The organism is Salipiger sp., assembly GCF_059781815.1.
Genome location: NZ_JBYNAH010000122.1, coordinates 1 through 14,957, shown reverse-complemented (window position 1 = coordinate 14,957; position 14,957 = coordinate 1). Strand labels below are relative to the sequence as shown.

Below are 14,957 nucleotides of genomic sequence, written 5' to 3'. Positions count from 1 at the left end.
TCATTGACATCACGTCGATCCGTCTCTGGATCCGCCATTTGTCAACATGACCTAGGTAAGCTCTTATCGGGAGATATTTTTCTACCTGAGGCAGAGATTCTCAATTTGCTACAGAGAGATTTGTCTGCTTAAGGCGCATCGAGAATCCCCGACGGCCCCCATCGGGTTCCGACAGGTCGTCGCCTCGATCGTGGCTTCGGCGCAAAGACGAAGCAGCCAAGACGGACGCCGTTCGACGATGGGCGCGTTTACATCGCCGCTCCGTGACCGCGCGAGCTCAGGCGTGGCGCCTCGACCGTCAAAGGTGAAATCCGCAACTCCGGCTGGCCTCGGGACCTGCCGCGAGCCGCGTCCTCACGCCCCACCACGTTGGCAGGCCATGCCCGACGGTGCCGCGAGTGGGTCGGATAACCGTAACCCATTATGAAACATTCATATATTTAGAGGATTGGGAACCGCCCCGACGGTTTCACGCATCTGGAGATCATACGCACCGAGAGCTCGTCACGGGGTTCCCGCCCACGCTCGTCGTGAGACCGGATCTGCGCACAGCAGCGGCAGCTCTGCGACACTAGTCAAGGCGCCCACCAAGGAGGACAGGAAGGTCTTCGAAGAATTCAATGGGGTTCGGTTCAGACCCCACCTTCGGCCATCCGGCCCGCCGCCGCAAATTCAGAACGCGAAGGTCAGGCCGACCATCGGGCCATGCTGTTCGACGTCATATTCGAACGAACCATCTTCGCGATCGACGCTGAGGTACCGATAGCCGCCGACAACCGATGTGCGGTCGTTGAAACGGTATCCGATCCCGACAAACAGATCCGAGGCAAAGGCCGAACCGCCGCCCCCCACCATCGCCCATCCGGCCATATAGGTCGTGTCGCTGAGATCGGTTTCCAGCCTGAGCCCGACGAGCCCGTCGAACCAGTTGTCTCCCCCTGAGGAGGAGGCGGCGGGCTGCGTTCCGGCGCTCAGGTCGATATCCGTCTCGACATCCCAGTACCGAAGCGCCCCTGCCAGTCTCAGGTCCGTGGTCGCTGTCTTCGAGAGAGTGTATTCGACCCCGACCGTGGCGACGAAATTCGTGCTCTCGAGCGTTGCCTTGCCGTAGTTGGTGCCGGGGGTTTTCTCCTCCGCGCCAAGCTTGATGTACATGAGATCCCCGAAGACGCCCCACTCATTCGTGCGGGCGGTAAAGCTGGCCATCGCCCCGAGATCGAGATTGTCGAGAATGTCACCGAAAGAGGCGTCCACATCGACGGACGGCAGACCGGACACGGTCGCCATGCGCCCGGACAATCCGGCCCCCCAGAGATAGGGGGTGATCCGGTACTCCCAATCCGACCCGACCTGCTGCGCCTCGGCCACCGATGGCGACAGGCAGATTGCGGCGAGCGCGGCCGCCACAAGAGGCACGCCGGCGGACCGGGCGGTCGCGACGCGACGCGCGAGCCGATGAGTTTGGGCACATGGCAGTTCTCTGCAAGTCATTCCGGACCACCTTTCCACGGAGCATCGCTCGCATGTTGAAATCGCGCCCCCTGACGAAGGCGCCCATCCTTGGCCGCTCAAGCAGACGGGCCGAATTGCCTGCTCGGCAATCGCTTCCTTCAGACCCGCGACAGCAGCCGCCTCAGCCTTCCGTATCCCGAGACACTATCGACAGCATGCTGTCCGGATTGAGGCTCCGTCAATGACCTCGCTCATTTTGAGAGCGTTCCCGCAACATTCGGGGCCGATTCGGCCTGTCGTTGCCGGCGAGAAACACGCAAAGGTTGTGACCTCGGGCGCCGGATCCGGCGGACCAAGCGCGCCAGTCGAGTGGTCCAATTGTCGAAAGTCAGAGTTGAGGAACCCAGCGAGGGTCCGCGCCGACATCCTCGGCCTCCCCGCCCTTGTTTCAAGCTGAACGGAGAGCGTCAGATCTTCACCCCAAACGCTGTCGTCGCGTCTGAGCCAAATCCGTGGTGCCCGGCGCGATGCAGGACCGCCCCCCCCGCTGCGAGCAGCTCACGCGGCAAACACGGCGGCCCGAGCCTCGGCACCAAGCGCCTGCGACAGGCACGAAATACTTGATCACGCGCGGGATTCGCGCGAATTCTCCGCAAAGTTGAAAGTCGAAGCGGAAATGTCGGCCCAAGCTGTCCCGGAGGCAAAGTGGAGTTAACACGCGACGAGCTCAGGGCGGCCCTGCTGGCGAATGTCGACCGCGTTCCACGCTGGTCCTGGCAACATGACGATGTGTTCGTGCGCTTCAATTTCAACGGACGGCGCGCCCCGTTGTACTGGTGCTTCAACAACTGGATGGAGCCGATCAGCCTGTCGCGGGCCCTGCATCCCGAACAGCAGCTCGTGGCGATGCACTCGCTCCATCGCGTCATGAAGGGCAAGGCCGTCAAGGCAGCCAATCTTCAGTCTGTCGCGGCGATCTATGCCGACGGGATTCTCGAGCGTTCGGGTGGCCAGCCGATCACCATCGGCGGAAACTGTCAGGCCGCCCCGATCGCCGAAGCCGTCGCCCACAGGATTCTGGAACGCACGGGCGCTGCGCCGATGCTGATATTCCTCGAGCACATGCCGAGGCACGACTATCCGGGAGCGGTCATGCTGCTTTTCGGCAGCAAGAGCGAGCGGTTCAATCCATTCCTGCGCGGGATCGACCCGCTTCCGCGCTGGCAGGCTCAGTTCGGAAGCTTCACGTGGCACATTCTGGATGGCGGCCATGGCAAGTACTTTCAGGAGCCCGCGCTGAACGAGTTGGCCGGGCACGTCGCCGGGACGCTTTCATTCGAGGACAGGCCGTGACCGCTGAGCCGATGCCCATCCCTGCAACGATTGTCGACGCGCTGCGCGGCCATGCGCGCCGCGACCGCCCCGAAACCGGTTTCCGCTTCATCTCGCGCAGGGGCGAAGACGGCACATGCCTGTCGTGGCGCGCGCTCTGGGATGCGGCGCAGGCGCTCGCTCATGCGATGCCAGCCATGGACGACCCGGCCCGCACCGGCGTGCTCATCTTCTGTGATGAGGGCCCGCATTTCGTCACCGCCCTGCTGGCGACATGGCTGCGCGGCGCCACGGCCATCCCCGCCTCGGGCGGCGCCGGCATTCACCTCTCAGAACGCAATGCGCATATTCTCGCCGCGGCCCGGCCCGAGATCATCCTGCACGACCTCGAGCCTGCGCAGGCCAGCGCGCTGGCCGTGCACGCGCCGCAGGCGAGCGTGATCGACGTCACGAGCGCGGCGGAGCTCCCGCCCCCCGGTATGCCCGAATTCACGCAGACCGGCGGACGGCTCCTGCAATTCACCTCCGGATCGACTTCGGCACCGAAGCCGGTCCTGCTGGGCCTGGAGCAGATCGTGCGCAACTGCCGCGCGATCGTCGCGTCCTATGGGCTGGGCCCGGACAGCATCGGCGTCCACTGGCTGCCGCTCTACCATGACATGGGGCTCGTCGGCAGCGTCCTCGTGGCGATGTGGACGGGGTCCACCTCGATCATCCTGCGGCCGAGCCTGTTCATTCAAAGCCCGGCCCTCTGGCTTCAGCATATCTCCCGCTATCGCGCCAATATCACCAGCGCCCCGAATTTCGCCTATGATCGCTTGTCCCGCGCCCTCGACCGCGAGACGGTGGACGGGCTCGATCTGTCCAGCCTCGGCGCGCTGGTGATCGGCGGCGAGCCGGTCTCCGAGGCCACCGTGACGCGGCTTCTGGCACAGCTCGAACCGCGAGGGTTGCACAGGCGGGCGATCGCACCGTCCTACGGGCTGGCGGAAGCGGTTTTGCTCGTCTCCTCCGGGCAGACCGACACCGGCCCGGTCTTTCGCAGTCTTCCAAGCGGTCAGGCGCACGCCTGCCTCGGGGCCCCCGTCGACGGCGTGACCGTCTCGATCCGTGACGCCGCAACCGGTGCTCCGATGCCCGAGAGCGAGACGGGCGAGATCTGGATCGACGGCCCCGGCTGCGGCCAAGTCATTCCACCCGGGGCCGATTGGCGGGTTCCGGTCCCCCGACAGGCCATCCGGACCGGCGATCTCGGCCGGCTCGAGGAGGGCAAGGTCTTCGTCTCGGGGAGAGATGCCGACCGCATCATTCTGCGCGGCCGTAACCTGTTCTCCGAAGAGGTCGAAGCGGCGGTCCGCGCCTCTCAGGAGGTGGGCGCCGGGCTCGAGGGACTGGTGGCCTTCGGGGCCGAGACCGCCGGCACGCAAGCGCTGGTCGTGCTGATCGAGCGACCGCCGCGCGGACCGGGGGTCGACATCGCAGCGCTGAACAGATCCGTCGCAGCGCGCCTTGGCGTCAAATGCGAACGCATCGTGCAGCTGCGCCGTGCCACCCTGCCGCGCACCAGCAGCGGCAAGATCCGCCGCGCCGCCGCCCGCGAGGCGTTCCTGGCCGGCGACTATGACAAGCGGATTCTCGACGATGTCGTCTAGGCCCATCACCGACTACGTCTATGACAGCGCCGCGATGATCGATGATCCGACCGGCGTGCTCGAAACCATCCGCACCGCCGGAGAGATCGTCTGGTCGCCCGCCATGCGCAGATGGCTGGTCGTGTCTCACGCGGCGGCTGAAGAGGCGCTGAAGAACCCTGCGCTGCGCGTCCACGATCTATTCGGCAATTTTCGCCGGATCGAAGAGCGCACCGGCATCGACCTGGCCGATCTCCTGCGCGTCAGCGACTGGATTCCCTTCCTCCATGATGGCCCGCGCCATGCCGCCCTGCGCGCGGCGTTCGCCCGGCTGCTGTCGGACATCCGCCGCCCCTATCTCGACGCCTTCGCTGAAAGCTCCCGCGAGATGCTCTCCGCCTTGCGTCAGGCAGGGGGCGGCGATCTCGCCACGGACTACGCCGACCGCCTGCATGCCGAAGCGGTCGGTCGTCTGGCGGGCTTTTCTGCCGGTGATCGCGCCTGGATCGCGCGCAATACGGCCTCGCAGGGCAGCATCGACTTCGGCGCCAGCGTGGCCGAAATGCAGGAGATCAATTCCCGTGGGGCCTCGCTCGTGGCCCGGCTCGAGGGGCTCGCAGAGCACGCCGGGCCGTTCATGGAGCGCATCGGCCGCGCGTTGTGCGCATCCGGCGTCGAGGACAGTCCCGCCCGGCGTGTCGACTGCCTGGCGGCGTTTCTGCTGCTCGGGCGCGACACGATGGCGGGCACCGTCACGCTGGGGCTGGCGCACCTCCTCGACTCGGGCGGCGGCACGTTTCGCGGACCGATCACCGGCGATGTCGGCGCCGTGGCCGACGAGCTCATCCGCCTCTCCTCCGCCGTCCAGATCGTCATCCGGGTGGCCGAACGGGATCTGACCGTGGCCGGGCAGGAGATCGCCCGTGGCGAGAGCCTGATCGTCTTCCTGCATGCGGTGAACCGCGATCCGGATGTCTTCGCCTGCCCGCATGCGATCGACACGGCCAACGGAAGTCACCTCGCATTCGGCAGCGCCCGCCATCTGTGCACCGGACGTCCACTGGCCCGCGATGCGTTTCGCATCGTCTTGTCGCAGTTCAATGAAATCGGGTATGTGCAATCTTGCCCCGGCGGCCGCATGATGGGTCCGAGCCGCAACACCCGCAAGCTGCAGAGCTTGCAAGTCAGGATCACCGATACCCCATGACTCAGACCGACTACATGCCGCTGATACTCGACCGTCTCTCGCATTTCCTCGGACGCCCGGTCGAGCGGGCGGAACTGGACGCGGGCTATGACAGCCTCGGCGCCGACTCGATGGATATGGTCGCGCTGGCGTTCGAACTGGAGAAAGCCCGGGGCGTTCCGGTTCCGCCCGAGATCTTCCTTCAGCACGAAACCATCGCCGGCGCTCTGGAGCAGATCCTGAAGTCGGATCCGCCCGCCCTTGGGTGAGACCTCGGAGAACCGCCCGATCCTCGTCTTTCAGATGGCCAAGGTCGCGTCGCGGTCCTGGTTCACGCTGCTGTCCGGGGCGTTCGCGCAACGCGAGGTGCATCATTTCCATTCGATCTCCGGCTTCAGCCTGGGGCGCATCGACGACGTGGTCGCGCGGACCGGTGCCGAGCAGACGATCAAGTATCTCACTCTGCCGCGGCTCGGGCGCCCTCCGGCCGCGATCGAGCGGCACGTGCGCGATGGCGTCTGGATTGGGCCTGAAGTCGATATCATTGCCGGAATGCGCGATCCGGTCGCACGGGCGGTCTCGGTCGTGGCGTTCCTCAGCAATCGGCTGGGCTATCTGCGCCAGCCGGTGACGGTGCGCGACGGCGGCACACCCGAAGCGCTGCGCCAGCTGTTCTTCCACGTCCTCCGGGCGGCGCAGGATGGCCGGCACGGGAGCGACACGCTGGTCGAACTGCTGGCTCACGCGGTGTACGATTACCGGCGCTGGTTTCACGACGAACTCGGGAACGGCTTCTCCGTCGATGTCGAAACCGCCCGGTTTGACCACGACGCCGCCGCGCTGAGAGTGTCCGGGCGGCACAGGCTTCTCGTCTATCGGGTCGAGGACCTGAGCGATCCCGACGCGTCCCGACGCCTCGCCGCCACCGCCGGCGACATGCTGGGCGCTGCCTTGCCGCCGGTTCCTCCGGAAGACGTCACCGGAGAGACGCGGTTCCGCAGGTTCTATCAGGACTATCGTGACGGGCTGCGGCTTTCCCCTGCCGATCTCGACTGGTTCTACGATCACGCAACCGTTCGGCGGTTCTACACGCCCGAAGACATCGCAACCTTCCGGGCGCGCTGGAGCGAGTGAGGCCTCCCGCGCGGGTTCAGAGTGTCGTCGCGACGGCCCTGCCGGTCCGCTTCGCGGCTCAGGCTGCGGCCGGTGCAACGCGGGTCAGCGTCTCCGTGACCGAGGGGATGTCACAATCGGACAGGTAGCGGTACGCCAGCCCGGTGCGAGGAGCGCCGCTCAGGTTGGGCCCCGAGGCGTGGAAGCACAGTTGATGAAACAGGAAGAACTGTCCCTTGCGCAGCTCCATCGGCACCGCCTCGTAGCCTTGTAGGGGTTTAGGCACGATCACCTCGTCCGACGCGTAGAAACGGAGGTTGAACTGCGCGCCCAGAACGCTTTCGGGGGGGATGACGCCGTTGCGATGCGACCCGCGCAGCAACCAGACACAGCCGTTCTCCTGCGTGCTGTCTTCAAGCGCGACCCAGGCGCTGAATTCACCGATGTCGCCAAGCCCGAGCTTCCGGTGCGTGTCCTGATGCCACATGACCCCGTGCGACCTTGGAGGCTTGCGCCAGAACTGGCTGCGCCGCAGCCAGATATCGGGCCCCATCACCTGTGTCAGCCGCTCCAGGATGGCGGGATCACGACCGACGTCAAGGATCGCTTCGTTCTCGAGATGCGCATTCGCAAGCAGCAGCGGCGCCTCGTTGTTGGCGCTCATGATATGTTTCTTCTGCATCGCCGAGGCGTGCGTCACGAAAGTCTGGCTCTCGAGCACCGAGGAGAGCAGCGGAACGACCCGCCCCGGCTCGGACAGGTCGAACGGGCCGCAGAAACCATCCTGCAGGAAGCGGTCGAGGGCGTCGGATGTCAGCATATCGGAAACTCTCAGAAGCTATAGCCGAACCGGTCGGCGATGGGGTCTGCCAATGGCGCAACCGCGCGCCTCAGCGGCTCGTCGAAATAGTCGCGGTAGTGGCTTCTCTGAGGGCGCGCGCCGCCCTTCAGTCGAGGCAGCTCGCCCCGCTCGAGCCCCAACCGGTCGCAAAGCGCATCGAAGTCGTCCTGCAGAGATTCGTAGCGCAGGTGCAGATCGGCATAGGGCGCGCCCTCCGGATCGAGCAGGAACCGCAGGTTCCTGCGCAACCCGTTCGAGCAGGACAGAAGAAGCTCATGATGTTCTGGATCCGAGGGGTCCAGCCTCGCCTCGGCAAGCGCCTGCCGGTAACCGGCGGTCGGGGCATGGCGCCAGGGATGCTTCGCCCGCGAAAGCCGCCAGAACAGCATCGAGACCAGCGTGTCCCACGGATTTCTGACGGCGGTAACCTTCAGGTACGCGTCGAACACCTCTGGCGAAACCGCCGTCCGTATCAGGATCGGGTGCATATGGGTCCAGAACCCTTCGCTGTTCATCGCATAGTCCGGCAGACCTTCGGTATTTCCCGGAGAGGTCACGATATCGGGGGAGGAACAGTGCCGCCCCAAAGCCATCAAAAGGCTGCTCGAGGCCACCTTGCGCGGCTTGATGTAGATGAACCGATGGGTGTGAGAGACGATCGTCATGTCGTGTGCGAACGATTCCGTGGGGCAGAAGCGGACATGGCGAACGCGCCTGAGATCCAGCTCACTCTGCTCGCCCCGTTCCGGCAAGTCAATGACGCCTCCGACTGCGCAATCCCGCAGCAGGCGATCCACTTGAATCGAGCCGTCGACACCGCAAATCTGCCATGCCAATTGTTATGAAATAAAACTGGATCTAATGTCCAAGTAGGCAATTTTTTCAATAGCGTTGCCGCGCCATCGAGGGGGAGAAGACCGATTTCCGGGAAAGGCTTGTTCGACGGTCTGAACGTCAGAGACCGAAGCGATTTTCTGTTCGACCATGACGGCGCCCACAGCCGGTCGGACGTGCTTGACCGGGCGCGCGGCATTGCCGCGCTCTTGCAGGGCAAGGATCTGGCAGACGGCGCGCGTGTCGCCATTTTCTGTCAATCCCCGCGCAATGCGCTGGAGGCATTTTACGGCAGCCTTATGGCCGGGACCTGCGCGGTGCCGGTGCATATTGCCACCCCGCCTTTGGCGATCGCGCATCTCATGGCGGATTGCGGCGCGACAGCCTGTGTGACCGACCTTCCAGCCGCGGAATTGCCAGAGGCGTTCAACTCCGTTGCGCTCATCGATGTCTCGGCGACCGACCTGCCTGCCGGGCCCGCCCGGGTCGAGGAGATCGCCGACACGGCCCTCGCGGCCTTGCTCTATACCTCCGGAACGACGGGCAGGCCCAAGGGCGTGATGATTTCCCGCTCGGCGCTGCAAGCCTCGGCGGAAGCGCTCTACGGGTTCGTTCTGGGCGCGAACGCGCAGGACACCGTCCTGCTGGCGGCGCCGCTGTCGAACATCTTCGGAACCACGCTTGCCGCGATGGCGCTGCACGGCCCGGTCCGGCTGTCCCTGCTGGCCCGCCTGACGCCGGCGGACCTGTTCGAGACGATGCGTCGCGACCGGGTTACAATCCTTGCCGGCGTGCCGCTGATGGCGGGGATCCTGATGCGTGCCGCGGGGGATACGACCGACCCCTTGCCAGACCTCCGTCGCGCTCTTCTGGCCGGAACCTGGCTGGAACCGGAGCTCGCACAGGCCTTCTCTGCGCGCTTCGGATGCGAGGTGCGCACGGGGATCGGCATGACCGAGTTGCCGGCGATCGCCATCGGTATCTTCGATCCGGCATTGCCTCGCGGCACCGTCGGCTTCGTGTCACCCGGGACCGAGGTCCGGCTGGTGGACGAGACTCTGTCCGACGTGCCCGACGGCACACCCGGAGAGGCGCTGGTGCGCGGTCCGATGCTGACGCAGGGCTACTGGCGTGACGACGCGGCGACTGGCAAGGCGTTCGTTGACGGCTGGATGCGGAGCGGCGACATCATGGTGCGGAGCCCGGACGGTCGTCTGATGCTGGTCGACCGCGTGAAGGACATCATCAAGACCGCCGGAAACACCGTTTACCCATCGGAGGTCGAGGCGAGCCTCGTTCCGCATCCGGCTATCGCACAGATCGCGGTGGTCGGGGTGCCGCAGAAAGAGACCGGCGAGACCGTGACCGCCTTCTACACCACAGCACCCGGACAGTCGGTCTCGGCCAGCGAGCTGCGGGCCTGGTGCCGCGACCGGCTCATTTCGTGGAAGATCCCGCGAAAATACATCGAGATCCCGGACATGCCCATGACCCCCTCGGGCAAGATCGCCAAGGCGCAGTTGATCGAAAGACTGACGTGAACCGGTCGCCAAGGCCCGCAGAACAGGTCGCGGCCGCGCTGCGCCGCAAGGACATCGGCCGGGCCCGAGCCCTACTGGACGATCACGGAGAAACATTGCGGCCCGGCCAGATCGCGCAGTTTCGAGCGCGGATCGCGCTGGCCGAAGGGGCCCCGAGCAAGGCCGTGCAGTTGCTGACCGACCAATTCGGCCCGTCGCCGGAGCAGCCGCAACCGGCCCTGCTGGCGGCACAGGCTCAGCTTGCTCTGGGACAGCCAGAGGCGGCCGCGAGCGCGATGGCGAACATGACCGAAAACATGACGCCTCCGGTTGTCCGGATGCGGCTGACCGTTCTGGCTGCAACGAAAGACCCCGCCGCGCTGTCGGATCTGGCACCACGGGTCCTGACCGAACTTCAGGATCATCCGGGCCTTCAGGAATACACCCTGAATTGCGTACTCGAGGCCGACGGGATCGACAGGGTTCTGACCTTGCTCGAAACCATCCCCGTCACCGCGCCGATGCGGAAGACCCGGCTGATGCTCGTCGCCAGCGCCATTCGCGGCGGCAACTGCGATGTGGTCGCCCGCTCGCTCGACAAGCTGCCTCAGGATGACCAACTGCCGATGCCCGTCCTGCGATCCTTCTCGCCGGCAGCGCTCGGCCGGCCTCTCCCGGAGATCAAGGACATGCTCACCCGCGCGGCCGATCGGGTCACGGATGAAAAATCTCTCGTCGGCCTATCGCAAATATGCATTCAGCTCGGCCTGACCGAGCTCGGAAAAGCGCTCTTCGAGCGCGGGCGGCGGGCCTATGAGCCGCGGTCCTTCCCGGTCCTGCAAAGCCGGAAAGATCTGGCGCCGGAAGAGACCGAACGCCTGATGTCCGAATACCGTCAGACGATGGACTGGCTCGGGATCCCCGCGGAAGACCGGCCGGCCTGGCTCGGCCGCGCCAGTGTCGGGATGGAGTTTCACAAGACCACCCGCCTCTACTCGCTGATCGCGCCGGACTACCTCCCGTCAATCGTCGAACGGCGCGCGCAGCCGGACATGTCGCCGCTGAAGAGCCTGAACGCGCAGGGACGCGCCGGCATCGTGGCGACATCGCATATCGGCTTCATCCTGAACACGCTGGATTTCTTCCACGACAATGACGTCGATGTCACCATCGTCGGCGGCCATATCCTGCGCAAGACGAGCCACCCCGGCGGCGACAGGCTCCATCCCATCCGGGATATGGGGCCGAAGACGGAATACGCCCGCATGGTCGCGTCGACCCTCAAGAACAACCGGCTTCTGTGCCTCGCGGTCGATGTGGGACATCAGAAGCCGGTCACATTCCCGCACCACGGGGCGAACCTGAATCTGCACCCGACCGTTCCGCGTCTGGCCCTCAGGTTCGATGTCCCTGTAATCTGGATCTCTAGCTACATCGTCGGATCGGAACTGCGCTTCGACTGCGAACAACTGCCGCCGCGCGACCGGACCGAAAGCGATTCCGCCTACGCGACCCGCCTGATGACATCTTGCGCAGACCGGATGAGAGAGATCTGCCTACGCGACCCGATAAACGCCAGCTGGGCCCCCCGCTCCATCTTCGCCAAAGCTTCGAAAGACGTGTGAGCCTCTTCACGGTCGGGCGGTTTGCTCTGGCGAACTCTTAGGATGTATTGAGCGTTCCTGGGGTGTCTCTTTCATAGCGAGAGGCTGCAGCTGTCTGATGGCCTTTGTTCCTCATGTTCATGGGGAATGCAGATAGCGATGCGCGATGACCAAAGCGGCCTGGCTTCCACCGATACAGTTGACCAGTGCTCGTTCAATCTGCGTTCCATCTTCAGAGCACGACCGCCGTCGAAGTGTTCAGCCGCATATTCTGTAAACCTGAGGAATTTCGGTCGTTGCAAACCATTCCCCAAATCGGCGCAGTCATGAAGTCCGGAGAATAGTAGCCTCAAGAGGCCACTTTGGGGCCTTCTGGCGTAGGGGAAAGCGCTCAGCCCCTCCCGCATAAACCTCTAACAAAAAGAGGAAATCCGGACTCGGCCGTATCGGGAGAACGCTTTCACGGGGCAAGCGGCGGAGAGGAAGTCCGCCATAATCTTGCATCATGATGAAGCAACGCGTCTTTGCGAAGAGATCTTTAGTATATTAAACAGACGCATATGAACCATCAGTGATACATGCCGTTGCGAACTGTTTGTTACCATCTTACTACTCGTGTGGGGCCCAATGTGGGGCTGGAAAATCACGGGTAGCACGATGCTCTCCAACGCAAAGGCCAAGACAGTCAAACCAGGCGACAAGCCCCAAGCCGTTGGCGGTGTCACCGGACTATATCTCTATTCAGGATCCAAACAGGGCTTGGGCAAGTACGTTCTGCGCTTCAAATCGCCAGTTTCAGGAAAGCGTCGCGATATGGGGCTGGGGACCTTCCCTGAGACTGGCCTCGCCGATGCGAGACGCCTTGCAGTAGAAGCTCGCGAGATTATTGCACGGGGGCGTGACCCCATCGACGAGCGCAACGCCGAGGCAAGATCGCACGAAGCAATCATTCCGACCTTTCGCCAAGCCGCGAGAACCGTCTTCGCAACAATTTCTCCCGGGTTCAGAAACGAGAAACATCGGAATCAATGGATAAACACGCTCGAGACTTATGTCTTCCCGGTCATCGGGGACACCCGCGTTGATGTTCTGGTCGTGGCCGATTTCGCGAAGGCGCTCGAACCAATCTGGCTGACCAAGGAAGAGACCGCCAGCCGGGTCAAACAGAGATGCGAGCGGGTCATGACATGGTGTATTGCCAAACACTACTGCTCCAACAATCCACTTTCCGCCGTCGATGCCCTGCTCCCAAAGCAGCGAGGCGCACGCGACAGGGTGACCCACCATCCGGCAGCTCCCTGGAGGGACATACCTCACATTGTAGCTTCGATCATATCGCCGACGCCCATGTCGGTAAGTCGTCAAGCTCTTCTGTTCCTTATTCTCACCGCGGCGCGCTCGGGCGAGGTCAGGCGTGCAACCTGGGACGAGATCGACTGCGCTAGCAGAACTTGGATTGTCCCGGCGGATCACATGAAATCGCGAAAGCCCCACCGCGTACCGCTCTGCGACCAGACAATGGATCTTCTCGAGCAGCGACGCCGTACACACCTCGGCGGCCCGTGGATCTTCAGTTCACGCGGCAGGAGCCCAATGAGCGACATGACTTTGACCGCCTTCTTGCGCGAACAACGCTTCCCCAGCGATACTTCTGGCCGCACAGCAACTGCTCACGGCTTTCGATCCAGTTTCCGGGACTGGGCATCAGAGAACGGGTACTCTCGTGATCTTGCTGAACGGGCGATTGCCCATACCATCGCGAACGCGACGGAGGCGGCATACCACAGGACTGACCAACTTGATCAACGTCGCGAGATGATGCGGCACTGGCAAGAATTTGCGTTTTCGGAAGTATCCTCCGCCAGATCGGACGAGGCATGAAACACCGGCCCACTTTCAAGGCAGGACGTGAATCGTCTGGTCGCGAGCACCGCTAGAATGAACCCGAAGCCACTTTCATTGGCAATTAGGGCCTCCCGCTACGCAACAATGTCATCCTTGTCTAGCTTCCAAAGGCACGACCAGGGAAATGGCGCCCAAATGCCCTGATGGAAACTAGGGGAGCGGTGACTGTCGTTTTGTCAAAGCGACCCGCATAGCCCTGCCAAGCAAAGACGATGCGATCCTTTTGCGACCGCACCACCAGCGCACCGCCACCTTGTTCCTTCCCAATACTGGCCTGAACGGCCTCCCTCCCTTCGTCGCCGTGGTTCAGGCAAGCCGGGATTTCGAGGTCGCAGAGAGCGTCCTGCGCCGATGGATCAGAGAAGCCCACGCGGCTCATGCATCCGCCTTCCCTGCGTCAGGTGCCACCGTCCGCAAAGGACTGACACCAGACGATGCATCCACAGAAAATCGTAGCGGCCTTGTTGCGTTAATCAGATGACAGCACGAGTGTCCCCTTTCTCCGCCGGCCTCAGGCGACGACTTTGATCTCGGCCCTTCCCAAGGCTGAGCAGCAGTTCATGATTGCAATGCGGATTTGGATTTCGGCGGTCTGTCGGTCGGGGTCTCGTGACATGATCCGGTCGCCAAAGAGCTTGAGGCGGTTCATCTGGGCCTCAATGCGACTTCGGGCGTGGTAGCCCGTCCAGGTCTTCCAGATTGATCACCCCAGGCTTCGCGTCGCCCGCAGTATCTCGTTTCGCGATATTGCGGCGGGGCAGTCCGGCTTCCACGCTCGACCATTACGACGGATCGGGATGATCGGCTCAGCGTCGCGCTCAAGGATCGCCGCATGGCAGCGGCGCGTGTCATAAGCGCCGTCGGCAGTGACTGTCTCGATGTTCTCGGCGGCCGGGATCTGTGACAGCAACTCCGGCAGGATCGGGCTGTCGCCCTGTCGGCTCGAGGTGAATTCGACCGCGCGAATGTCGCCAGTGGCCGTGTCCATGGCCAGATGCACCTTCCGCCATTCGCGCCTGCGCGTCGTGCCATGCTTGCGCGCAAGCCACTCGCCATCGCCGCGGAAACGGATGCCGGTACTGTCGATCAGCAGGTTCAGAGGCCCCCCCGGAGCGCCGATACGGGACCTGCACCGCGATCCGCGCTTGGCGTCGGCACAGTGTCGAATAGTCAGGCACAGGCCAGTCCAGCCCCGCTATCTCGATCAGGCTTGCGACAAAGCCGACAGTCTGGCGGAGCGGCAGGCCGAACAGCACTTTCAGCGTGAGGCAGGTCTGAATGGCGTTGTCGGAGAAGGTCTCGGGGTGGCCGCGCTTGCCACTTCGGTCCGCCTGCCAGAGCATTCCGGGATCGAACCAGATGGACAACGATCCTCGCCGCTTCAGCGAAGAGTTATAGTCAGACCAATTCGTCGTGCGGTAGCGGGGGGGGGGGCAGGCTTTGGCATGCCAAAGATCTAACCATCAGGATTCCCGAGGGAAATCCAGCTCACCGATATGTGCAACAATCTCATTACGAGGCCCCGTTCGGCACCAGCAG

General features: G+C 63.7%; 11 protein-coding genes and 2 pseudogenes. 9 read left to right on the top strand and 4 right to left on the bottom strand.

The window, feature by feature from the left end; translation table 11 throughout:
* Positions 1 to 672: 672 nt before the first annotated feature.
* On the bottom strand, positions 673 to 1,491 hold the full coding sequence (locus AC6RA4_RS14820) for a hypothetical protein (RefSeq protein ID WP_500161556.1): 819 nt from the start codon (positions 1,489 to 1,491) through the stop codon (positions 673 to 675).
* Positions 1,492 to 2,157: 666 nt separating this feature from the next.
* Between AC6RA4_RS14820 and AC6RA4_RS14815 the strand changes: the two genes are divergently transcribed.
* From AC6RA4_RS14815 to AC6RA4_RS14795, 5 genes are read left to right on the top strand one after another with little or no spacing between them, the layout of a single operon-like run.
* The gene (locus AC6RA4_RS14815; protein ID WP_500161554.1) at positions 2,158 to 2,805 is read left to right on the top strand and encodes a hypothetical protein; all 648 of its coding nucleotides are present in this window, start codon (positions 2,158 to 2,160) and stop codon (positions 2,803 to 2,805) included.
* An 11-nt stretch (positions 2,806 to 2,816) separates the two neighbouring features.
* Positions 2,817 to 4,436 carry an AMP-binding protein gene (locus tag AC6RA4_RS14810; protein WP_500161558.1) on the top strand — a complete coding sequence of 540 codons (1,620 nt, stop codon included), beginning with the start codon at positions 2,817 to 2,819 and terminating at the stop codon, positions 4,434 to 4,436.
* Entirely contained in the window at positions 4,405 to 5,622 is a 1,218-nt protein-coding gene (locus tag AC6RA4_RS14805; protein WP_500161552.1) for a cytochrome P450, read from the top strand. Before AC6RA4_RS14810 ends, AC6RA4_RS14805 begins: the two co-directional genes overlap by 32 nt.
* Positions 5,619 to 5,870: an acyl carrier protein gene (locus AC6RA4_RS14800; protein ID WP_500161550.1), complete on the top strand. Its 252-nt coding sequence runs from the start codon at positions 5,619 to 5,621 to the stop codon at positions 5,868 to 5,870. The genes AC6RA4_RS14805 and AC6RA4_RS14800 overlap by 4 nt, the downstream gene beginning before the upstream one ends.
* Entirely contained in the window at positions 5,863 to 6,735 is an 873-nt protein-coding gene (locus tag AC6RA4_RS14795) for a hypothetical protein (protein WP_500161548.1), read from the top strand. Before AC6RA4_RS14800 ends, AC6RA4_RS14795 begins: the two co-directional genes overlap by 8 nt.
* 58 nt (positions 6,736 to 6,793) lie before the next feature.
* Here the strand turns inward: AC6RA4_RS14795 and AC6RA4_RS14790 are convergent, their stop codons facing one another.
* Positions 6,794 to 7,534 carry a phytanoyl-CoA dioxygenase family protein gene (locus AC6RA4_RS14790; protein ID WP_500161547.1) on the bottom strand — a complete coding sequence of 247 codons (741 nt, stop codon included), beginning with the start codon at positions 7,532 to 7,534 and terminating at the stop codon, positions 6,794 to 6,796.
* A gap of 11 nt (positions 7,535 to 7,545) precedes the next feature.
* Positions 7,546 to 8,220 (bottom strand): sulfotransferase family protein, encoded by a 675-nt coding sequence (locus tag AC6RA4_RS14785; protein WP_500161545.1) that lies wholly within the window; start codon positions 8,218 to 8,220, stop codon positions 7,546 to 7,548.
* 270 nt (positions 8,221 to 8,490) lie between these two features.
* On the opposite strand from AC6RA4_RS14785, the gene AC6RA4_RS14780 reads away from it, so the two are divergent.
* From AC6RA4_RS14780 to AC6RA4_RS14765, 4 genes and pseudogenes are all read left to right on the top strand, one after another.
* Positions 8,491 to 9,930 (top strand): class I adenylate-forming enzyme family protein, encoded by a 1,440-nt coding sequence (locus AC6RA4_RS14780; RefSeq protein WP_500161543.1) that lies wholly within the window; start codon positions 8,491 to 8,493, stop codon positions 9,928 to 9,930.
* Positions 9,927 to 11,534, top strand: coding sequence for a lysophospholipid acyltransferase family protein (locus AC6RA4_RS14775; protein ID WP_500161541.1), 1,608 nt, complete (start codon positions 9,927 to 9,929; stop codon positions 11,532 to 11,534). Before AC6RA4_RS14780 ends, AC6RA4_RS14775 begins: the two co-directional genes overlap by 4 nt.
* Before the next feature lie 606 nt (positions 11,535 to 12,140).
* Entirely contained in the window at positions 12,141 to 13,394 is a 1,254-nt protein-coding gene (locus AC6RA4_RS14770) for a tyrosine-type recombinase/integrase (RefSeq protein ID WP_500161539.1), read from the top strand.
* Between the two features lie 319 nt (positions 13,395 to 13,713).
* Positions 13,714 to 13,827, top strand: a pseudogene (locus AC6RA4_RS14765) (IS3 family transposase); the annotation flags it as partial.
* 102 nt (positions 13,828 to 13,929) lie between these two features.
* On the opposite strand, the pseudogene AC6RA4_RS14760 reads toward AC6RA4_RS14765, so the two are convergent.
* Positions 13,930 to 14,865, bottom strand: a pseudogene (locus AC6RA4_RS14760) (IS5 family transposase).
* Positions 14,866 to 14,957: the final 92 nt, after the last annotated feature.

What these genes read in the sequence shown, in the direction of transcription:
- AC6RA4_RS14790 (WP_500161547.1), bottom strand. Translation starts at nt 7,534, where the DNA reads ATGCTGACATCCGACGCCCTCGACCGCTTCCTGCAGGATGGTTTCTGC.
- AC6RA4_RS14785 (WP_500161545.1), bottom strand. Translation starts at nt 8,220, where the DNA reads ATGACGATCGTCTCTCACACCCATCGGTTCATCTACATCAAGCCGCGC.
- AC6RA4_RS14805 (WP_500161552.1), top strand. Translation starts at nt 4,405, where the DNA reads ATGACAAGCGGATTCTCGACGATGTCGTCTAGGCCCATCACCGACTAC.
- AC6RA4_RS14820 (WP_500161556.1), bottom strand. Translation starts at nt 1,491, where the DNA reads ATGACTTGCAGAGAACTGCCATGTGCCCAAACTCATCGGCTCGCGCGT.
- AC6RA4_RS14800 (WP_500161550.1), top strand. Translation starts at nt 5,619, where the DNA reads ATGACTCAGACCGACTACATGCCGCTGATACTCGACCGTCTCTCGCAT.
- AC6RA4_RS14770 (WP_500161539.1), top strand. Translation starts at nt 12,141, where the DNA reads ATGTGGGGCTGGAAAATCACGGGTAGCACGATGCTCTCCAACGCAAAG.
- AC6RA4_RS14810 (WP_500161558.1), top strand. Translation starts at nt 2,817, where the DNA reads ATGCCCATCCCTGCAACGATTGTCGACGCGCTGCGCGGCCATGCGCGC.